Here is an 8,961-nt window from a genome sequence, read left to right as displayed (position 1 = left end):
GCTGCTTTAAATTCTCGCTTACCATAAACAGCACGCAAAGCGTCAATAAACCGTGGTGCAAGGTTTTCACGTGCCGCAATTTGTGGACGCCCAGAAGCAATGCGCTGTAAAAACAACTTAGGATCTGTAATACGGTAAATAAAGAACGCATCCACCTCATAATACGCACCACCACGAACCTGTACAGATTGTGTAGGAACATCGTAACGCAATAACCGATTATCAACAATGATCATCTTATCGATAAAGGGCGCCTTGAAATAGATTCCAGGATTAGATTCTACCTGAACAATTTGTCCAAAACGCTTAATTGCTACTTGTTGACGAGGATAGACGATAAAAACGGACATCCACAAAATCATCAAAACAAACACTATAGCACTAAAAACAAACAAAAAGCGAGATTGCTGCATAATTAATCTCCTCCAGCAATACGAGAATCTAAGAGTAACGCAGGACGCGCTGATGTTGCCTTTACTTTTTCTGATGACTTGCTACGCAACAATTCATTCAAAGGTAAATAAGGCACCGCTGGAGAATTTGCCTGATCAAGAACCAGCTTATTTGGTGAAGAAAGAATCCGCCCCATCGTCTCCATATAGAGACGGTAGCGCGCAGCTTCTGGTGAAATCGCAGCCTCTCGAGCTATTGCCTGAAAACGTTCAGCACGCCCTGTTGCCTCTTCAACCATTTGTGCCTTTTCACCTTTTGCGATTTCCCGTGTGCGTGAAGCTTCACCATTTGCCAAACCAATTTTCGTAAAACGCACACGATTCCCCTCTTCAATCATTCTTCCACGTTCCTGCTCCGCCTGCTGAACAGAATTAAACGCAGCAGCAACCTTTGTTGGAGGAGCAGCTTCACTGATAGACACACGGCTTATTTCGACACCAAGTTGATATTTATCGACAGTCAACTGGATAATCTTTCTAACGTCATTAGCAACTTCTTCTTTCTTGTCACGTAAAACATCATCAACCGGCCGCGAACCAATGACCTCACGCATTGCACTCTCAGCAACTTGGCGGACAGTTCCCTCTTGATCATTCACATTGAATAAAAACTGACTAGGATATGAAATCCGATAGTAAACAGAAAAATTAACATTAACGATATTCTGATCACTCGAAAGCATTAAACCATCACTTTGTTGCGCTTGACCAGGCTTTCCACCAATCGCGATTGTTTTTTCCGTTAAAGGTACTTTCATATAGGTCTCAATTGGCCAAAAATGAAAATGCAAGCCATCACCAATAATGCCTTCTTTAGGGATGCCAAAGCGCAGCTCTACCGCTTGTTCATTTTGCTGAACAATATAAATTGACTGGTATAACCAAAAAAACGCAATAAGCAGAAGGAACAAAACAGAAAGACTACTTCTCCCAAATTGTTTAAACTGATCCTGCCCTTTGCGCAAAATATCATTAAGATTAGGACCATTTTCGCTACCATGATTGCCACCAGAACCAAAGATATTCTTAGCTGGTGTTTTTTTTTCACCACTGTTTTTATCGCCACTCCACGGGCCACCACCATTTTGATTTGTCCAGGGCATTATCACCTCTTTAACTGATTACCACTACTCGAACACCAACCATTTGCTTGATCTTATAGGGTGCCTATTACCTCATTATAATACAACTGATAACCCCTTCCACTTCATATTACAAAAATTATTTCCGCTCATAAACAACAAAACGTGTCGGATGACTATCTTTATCCCCTTTTGGAATATCTTGTGTTTGCACAATAGTCCACTTTTCTTTATCAAAAACAGGAAAAAAACTATCACCTTCTATAGAGGCTAAAACTTCTGTAAGGAATATTTTATCAGCCATAGGCAATCCTTGTTGAAAAATTTCCCCTCCCCCAATAATAAAAATTTCCTTTACATTATTTTGAGAAGCAACGCTTGTTGCAAGAGAGCAAGCTTGCGATAAAGAGTGAGCAACAACAGCCCCTTCAGCGTTGAAGGTACAATCACGCGTAATGACGATATTTGTACGCCCTGGTAAAGGGCGCCCAAGAGAATCCCAAGTTTTTCTTCCCATAATAATGGGCTTACCCAATGTCAAAGCTTTAAAGCGTTGCAAATCCGTTGATAAATGCCAAGGCATGGCACCTTCACGACCGATAACACCATTTTCTGCAACCGCAGCAATGAAACAAATGGAAATCATCATATTGCTACCGGCGCCTTAATATGGGATTGTGCTTCATAATTAAGCAATTCAAAATCCTCAAATTGAAAAGAAAAAAGATCTGTTACCGCTGGATTTATGCGCATACATGGCAAAGCATTTGGTCTACGAGACAATTGATATTTTGCCTGTTCAAAATGATTAGAATAAAGATGAGCATCCCCCAGAGTATGAATAAAGTCGCCTACTTTAAGACCGCTTACTTGCGCAATCATCATCGTTAACAGTGCGTAGGATGCAATATTAAATGGAACACCTAAGAAAATATCCGCCGAACGCTGATAAAGCTGACAGGACAATTTTCCCTCCGCAATGTAAAATTGAAAAAGACAATGGCACGGAGGTAAAGCCATTTCTTCTATTAATGCAGGATTCCAAGCTGATACAATCAAGCGACGAGAATCTGGCATTTCCTTAATCATTGTTAAAAGATTACTAATTTGATCAATATGGCGCCCATCAGGAGCAGGCCAAGAACGCCACTGATAACCATAAACAGGACCAAGATCTCCTTTTTCATCAGCCCACTCGTCCCAAATTGATACACCATGCTCTTTCAACCATGCAATATTTGTATCACCTTTAAGAAACCACAAAAGCTCGTAAATAATTGAACGTAAATGTAGTTTTTTTGTTGTCAACAATGGAAATCCTGCTTGTAAATCAAAGCGCATCTGATACCCAAAGATAGATCGCGTTCCAACGCCCGTCCGATCTGTACGATCAATACCCTGATTTAAAACGTGGGATAAAAGAGCCAGATATAATTTCATGAGGGTTATTATGTCCGATTCTCCTCATTATAGAAAATAAAAACTGTAAAATTCGTACAAACATAATTCAAATCTTTATCCGAAAACATCTTACACAAGAAATTATCGTGATCTGACTAAAATTTTTATGCAAAAGATAAAATACTATAGACAGCTTCTGAAGAAAAGAACATAGAGTGATAATGAACAAAAATGGTGAACGTGAAATGAAGGGATTGACTATGGAAAAACAAGAATCTTTAGCATCACATGATACGCAAAAACGTATCTGGGCTATTGTATCCAGTGCATCAGGTAATCTAGTAGAATGGTATGATTTTTATGTTTATTCTTTTACATCCATTTACTTTGCATCACAATTTTTTCCCTCAGATGGCGATGTCGTTGCACAACTTTTAAAGGCCGCTGGTGTCTTTGCTATTGGTTTTCTTATGCGCCCAATCGGCGGATGGCTCTTTGGCTTCATTGCTGACCGCTATGGACGTAAACGCTCAATGCTTATTTCTGTTGGTATGATGTGTGGTGGTTCTTTCTTAATCGCCATACTTCCTACTTATGAAACTATTGGAATGGCAGCAGCAATTCTTTTACTTTTACTCCGAATGCTTCAAGGACTTTCTGTCGGGGGTGAATATGGTACGACAGCCACTTATATGAGTGAAGTGGCACTCAAAAACCGCCGTGGATTTTTTAGCTCTTTTCAATATACCACACTGATTGGTGGACAACTTCTAGCCAGCCTGGTTATATTCATTCTAGCACTTTATCTCACAGAGGATCAACTAAAAGCATGGGGATGGCGTATTCCATTTGCCATTGGGGGCCTAGGAGCAGTTGTTGCAATTTACCTCCGTCGTACACTTCATGAAACAACCACAGAAGAAAATCGTTCTAAAAAGCAAGCTGGTAGTCTTTTAGAGCTTCTACGCAATCACAGGAAAGCTTTTTTTCTAGTTGTTGGCTTTACAGCTGGGGGATCGCTCACATTTTATACCTATACAACTTATATGCAAAAATATCTGATCACAACCACCGGCTTTGATAAACATACTGCAACAACAATCATGACTGCTGCGCTCTTTGTTTTCATGTTACTTCAACCTGCATTTGGTTTTATGGCTGATAAAATTGGAACAAGAACTTCACTGCTTATTTGGAGTGTTTTATCTATTATCTTTACGATTCCTGGACTTCATGTAATTGGTAACACTAATGAAACATGGATTGCTCTATCAGTCATTATTGGAATGCTATGCATTATGAGCTTTTATACATCCATCTCTGGTATTGTAAAGTCAGAAATGTTTCCCGCTTCAGTGCGAGCAACAGGTGTTGGATTCTCTTATGCTATTGCCAATGCAGTGTTTGGCGGCTCTGCTGAATACGTAGCGCTTGAATTAAAAGACCTTGGATACGAATCTGTCTTCTATTTTTATATAACCGGCATGATGATTATTGCATTCATTGCGGTTCTCTTGATGCCCGATGCGCGCAAAAAAGGATATTTACAAGGAGACGATATTCATTAACTTTTGATGTTAACAAAAAAGCCCAGTATTCTGGGCTTTTTGTAATTCTTTCCCATAGAAGCTTAAAGCGCACGATTTTTTATCTCTTCAAACACCTAAAGAAGAAATTTTCTCTCCTGCATATACTGCTTATAAAAATAAACAGCTGCATATTATTATGAATAAATGCTTCTTTTGCTGAAGATAAAAAATTTTTGATTTATTTTAATACCCCCCATTCCCACTCAAAATCGAAGAAAAGTGATTATCTTTCAAGAAATTTTATCAATAATAAAGATTCCACTCATGATTTTGTTTAATACGTTCTTAATGGTACCCCTCATGAAACACAAATCCTTTCATGAAAAGTAGAAAATACAATTATATTATGAATTCGCACACTTTTTTGAGAAACATTTCTCAATATACCCAACTCCATTTCACAACGGCACCCGTGAATGACATAACGTAAAAGCCCCGTAAAATATAAACATGGTCATCACTCTCTTTACACTTAATAAAAGTGCAAGCCGCTATTATTATACTATTGACGAACTCTTAATATTGTACTCCCCCTTAACACTTAAGATCATTTCTAAAAAGTATTTTAACTGATACACCAACCTCGCATGCAATAGTCAATAACATCATTTTACGAAACAACATCAAGCATATAAACTAAAGAGTATCATATCTTCATAAATACTCTGCATATGCAAATAATTCACAATCAAACAAAAAACAATATTTCCTTAAGGATAGATTTACGCAATATAACAACACCATGAGCCCAAAACAGCACTGATAGATCTAGAAAAAATCTTTATGTTTCCCTAAAAATTTATCATGATACAATGGCGTTTTTATAATGCACATCGTAAATAGCTTTAAAAAGAAGAAAAGTTATAAATCTAAAAGGGGAATACTTCATGAATAATCAAACAACTTTAGATCCACATGATACAAGGAAACGTATTTTTGCTATTATATCCAGTGCATCCGGTAATCTGGTAGAATGGTACGACTTTTACGCTTACTCCTTTGCATCGGTTTATTTCGCTTCGCAATTCTTTCCTGAAGATGAAGATATCGTTACACAATTGTTAAAAACGGCAGGAATCTTTTTTATTGGCTTTCTTATGCGTCCAATTGGAGCATGGCTCTTTGGGTTTATTGCTGATCGTTATGGACGTAAACGCTCAATGCTTATTTCTGTTTTTATGATGTGTGGGGGCTCTTTTCTCATTGCCATACTTCCCACTTACAAAACTTTGGGAATAACAGCAGCATTCCTTCTCCTTTTTGTCCGTATGTTTCAAGGGCTTTCCGTTGGCGGTGAATATGGTACAGCCGCAACGTATATGAGTGAAGTTGCGCCCAAAAATCGTCGTGGTCTCTTTGCTTCTTTTCAATATGCAACAACGATCTCAGGTCAACTTCTGGCAAGTTTTATAATATTTATTTTAGCCATTTACCTTAACGAGGATCAGTTAAAAGCATGGGGATGGCGTATTCCCTTTGTCATTGGTGGCTTTGGAGCAATCGTTGCAATTTATCTGCGTAGCTTGCTTCATGAAACAACAACCCTCAAAAGCCGCTCTGAACAACACGCTGGTAGTCTTAAAGAACTTTTTCGTAATCATAAAAAAGCGTTCTTTTTGGTTGTTGGCTTTACAGCTGGCGGATCACTCACATTTTATACATACACCACTTATATGCAAAAATATCTGATCACAACCACTGGCTTTGATAAACAAACCGCAACAACAATAATGACTGCCGCCCTCTTTGTTTTTGTGTTACTCCAACCGCTTTTTGGTTCGCTAGCCGATAAAATTGGAGCAAGAGCTTCACTCATCAGTTGGGGTGTATTATCCATTATCTGCACCATTCCTGTACTTAAAATGATCGGGAATGCCCATAATCCATGGACAGCACTCTTAATCATTATTGGAATACTCTGTGTTATGAGTTTTTATACGTCCATTGCTGGTATCATAAAAGCAGAATTGTTCCCTGCTTCAATCCGAGCAATTGGTGTTGGCTTTGCTTTTGCCATTGGCAACGCACTGTTTGGCGGTTCTGCTGAATATGTAGCGCTTGGATTAAAAAATATGGGATACGAATCTGTTTTCTTTTTTTACATCGTTGGTATGATGGTCATTGCACTCATCTCTATTCTTCTTATGCCTGATATAGATAAAGGAGGATATCTCGATAAAGACGATAGACTTCATTAAACTTATTTTCTGGATAAAAAAAGCCCAAGAAATTGGGCTTTTTTTTGATCTCCTCTCCACCCTAGTAAAGAACGAAAACCCGCCCCGCATTCGTCTTACAAACAACTCAGTTTCTCTTAAATTATCTATAGTTACTACCCTCTTTATGTAATTTACTTGATAAGATTCTATGGGCAAGCCCTCCCCTAAATACTTATCATGATATCTGAAAAACACCTCATACGGAAAACCTTATCTGAATCCTCCCCCCTAAAAAATAATGTATTATGGCGCAAAACGATAAGTAAGGACTTAAAAGTCCCATTTTATACTATTTAACCCTTATGAAATAACTTAATTTTTTCTATTACTTCTTGTAAAATCCATATATTTTATAACATCAAATTATCATTAAAGTAATTAATATAGTATTATTATAATAAAATTTGAAGATATACTTATATACATTTTCAATGTATATTTGTCATATAAACACAATTAAAATTAATATGATAATTTTTTCTAATAAAAAAGTAAAACTCTTAAAAATAATAACAATATAACTCCAATAAATCATCTTAAAGAATTTCTCTAAGAAATTATCATGATACAATTGGATTTTTCTGGAAATCATAAAAAATTATGTTTAGAAATTATATTTAGAAATAAATATATGGACTATAAATCCAAAAGGGGAACAATTCATGGAAAATGAAACAATTTCAGCATCACAGGATGCAAGAAAACGTGTTTTTGCTATTATAGCAAGCGCATCAGGAAATCTCGTAGAGTGGTATGATTTTTACGTTTACTCATTTGCATCAATTTATTTTGCATCACAATTCTTTCCCTCCGATGGTGATACGATTACGCCACTGTTAAAAACCGCGGGTGTGTTTTTTATTGGCTTTCTTATGCGCCCTATTGGAGCTTGGTTTTTAGGATTTATCGCCGATCGTTATGGACGTAAACGCTCGATGCTTATATCCATTTTTATGATGTGTGGTGGCTCTTTTTTCATCGCCATACTTCCCACCTATGAAACCTTAGGAATAACATCAGCAATCCTTTTACTTTTAGCTCGGATGATGCAAGGACTTTCAGCGGGTGGTGAATATGGTACAGCAGCCACTTATATGAGCGAAGTTGCTCTCAAAAAACATCGAGGGCTTTTTGCTTCTTTCCAATCAGCCACCCTTATTACAGGTCAACTTCTTGCCAGCTTCATTATATTTATTCTAGCATCTTATCTCTCTGAAGATCAGTTAAAAGCATGGGGATGGCGCATTCCTTTTGTGATTGGTGGTTTCGGGGCAGTGATTGCGATTTATCTGCGTCGTTCTCTCCACGAAACAACCACGAAAGAAAGCCGCTCTCACAAACACTCTGGCAGTCTTAAGGAACTTCTCACCAAGCATACAAAAGCCGTTGTCGTAATTGCATGCTTTGCATCAGGAGGATCACTCACATTTTACACCTTTACGACTTATATGCAAAAATATCTGATCACAACCACCGGCTTTGATAAACATACCGCAACAACGATTATGACAGCTGTACTATTTATTTTCATCCTATTCCAACCCATAGCTGGTATCATAGCCGATAAAATTGGAACAAAAACTTTACTTATCATTTGGAGTATACTCTCTGTCATCTTTACATTTCCTGGACTCTGGATAATCGGTAATACGCATAGTCTATGGGTTGCCTTATCGGTCATTATTGGCTTGCTCTTCATTATGAGCATGTATACATCCATCTCTGGTGTCGTAAAATCAGCAATGTTTCCCTCTTCAATACGTGGATTAGGCGTTAGTATCTCTCATGCCATTGGTAACGCTTTATTTGGTGGTTCTGCTGAATACGTTGCGCTTGGATTAAAAAAGTACGGTCATGAATCACTCTTTTATTTTTATATAACCGTCGTGATGATCATGGCATTCATTGCTCTTCTCTTTGTCCCGAGTATGCGTAAAGGGGGATACCTCCAAGAAGATGAAAAACATTAACCCTTTTTATAAACGAAAAAAGCCCAAGAGATTGGGCTTTTTTATCATTATCGCAAATTTAATATTGTTTAAATTTTATGAAGTGCATTAAGGTGCTTAGCAACTAGATAATAAAAAGTCAGTCGACTTTTTCTACGCTCTCCAGACATCATCTCAGCCACTTTTGAAACGGCCATTTTAGCACTCTGTTCATCAGCTTCTAAAACATCTTGAACCCATTTTTCAACACGTTCTAACTCTTTTGGATC

8 protein-coding genes are annotated in these 8,961 nt (G+C 37.7%); 3 read left to right on the top strand and 5 right to left on the bottom strand.

The features are described from left to right. The 4 genes from ACFIO3_RS02750 to ACFIO3_RS02735 form a co-directional block, all read right to left on the bottom strand. Positions 1-413 (bottom strand): SPFH domain-containing protein (locus ACFIO3_RS02750; RefSeq protein ID WP_375704084.1); only part of this gene is annotated, 413 nt, incomplete at its 3' end. 2 nt (positions 414-415) lie between these two features. Then, positions 416-1,555 carry an FtsH protease activity modulator HflK gene (gene hflK, locus ACFIO3_RS02745; protein ID WP_375606989.1) on the bottom strand — a complete coding sequence of 380 codons (1,140 nt, stop codon included), beginning with the start codon at positions 1,553-1,555 and terminating at the stop codon, positions 416-418. 118 nt (positions 1,556-1,673) lie between these two features. Then, entirely contained in the window at positions 1,674-2,183 is a 510-nt protein-coding gene (locus tag ACFIO3_RS02740) for a dihydrofolate reductase (RefSeq protein ID WP_375606988.1), read from the bottom strand. After that, positions 2,180-2,974 (bottom strand): thymidylate synthase, encoded by a 795-nt coding sequence (locus ACFIO3_RS02735; RefSeq protein ID WP_375606987.1) that lies wholly within the window; start codon positions 2,972-2,974, stop codon positions 2,180-2,182. Before ACFIO3_RS02735 ends, ACFIO3_RS02740 begins: the two co-directional genes overlap by 4 nt. A 221-nt stretch (positions 2,975-3,195) precedes the next feature. Between ACFIO3_RS02735 and ACFIO3_RS02730 the strand changes: the two genes are divergently transcribed. The 3 genes from ACFIO3_RS02730 (at position 3,196) to ACFIO3_RS02720 (ending at position 8,713) form a co-directional block, all read left to right on the top strand. Further along, the gene (locus tag ACFIO3_RS02730; protein ID WP_375607008.1) at positions 3,196-4,503 is read left to right on the top strand and encodes an MFS family transporter; all 1,308 of its coding nucleotides are present in this window, start codon (positions 3,196-3,198) and stop codon (positions 4,501-4,503) included. Positions 4,504-5,411: 908 nt separating this feature from the next. Next, positions 5,412-6,722 carry an MFS family transporter gene (locus ACFIO3_RS02725; protein ID WP_375606986.1) on the top strand — a complete coding sequence of 437 codons (1,311 nt, stop codon included), beginning with the start codon at positions 5,412-5,414 and terminating at the stop codon, positions 6,720-6,722. 683 nt (positions 6,723-7,405) lie between these two features. Next, positions 7,406-8,713 carry an MFS transporter gene (locus ACFIO3_RS02720; protein WP_375606985.1) on the top strand — a complete coding sequence of 436 codons (1,308 nt, stop codon included), beginning with the start codon at positions 7,406-7,408 and terminating at the stop codon, positions 8,711-8,713. Between the two features lie 68 nt (positions 8,714-8,781). Here ACFIO3_RS02720 and ACFIO3_RS02715 read toward each other — a convergent pair. Further along, positions 8,782-8,961 (bottom strand): DUF2853 family protein (locus tag ACFIO3_RS02715; protein WP_375704083.1); only part of this gene is annotated, 180 nt, incomplete at its 5' end.

The organism is Bartonella sp. AD328YNZD, from assembly GCF_042196425.1.
This window is presented reverse-complemented; position numbering and strand designations above follow the sequence as displayed.

Excerpts from the sequence above, each read along its gene's own strand:
- ACFIO3_RS02725 (WP_375606986.1), top strand. The coding sequence starts at position 5,412 with ATGAATAATCAAACAACTTTAGATCCACATGATACAAGGAAACGTATT.
- ACFIO3_RS02720 (WP_375606985.1), top strand. The coding sequence starts at position 7,406 with ATGGAAAATGAAACAATTTCAGCATCACAGGATGCAAGAAAACGTGTT.
- ACFIO3_RS02740 (WP_375606988.1), bottom strand. The coding sequence starts at position 2,183 with ATGATGATTTCCATTTGTTTCATTGCTGCGGTTGCAGAAAATGGTGTT.
- ACFIO3_RS02735 (WP_375606987.1), bottom strand. The coding sequence starts at position 2,974 with ATGAAATTATATCTGGCTCTTTTATCCCACGTTTTAAATCAGGGTATT.
- hflK (WP_375606989.1), bottom strand. The coding sequence starts at position 1,555 with ATGCCCTGGACAAATCAAAATGGTGGTGGCCCGTGGAGTGGCGATAAA.
- ACFIO3_RS02730 (WP_375607008.1), top strand. The coding sequence starts at position 3,196 with ATGGAAAAACAAGAATCTTTAGCATCACATGATACGCAAAAACGTATC.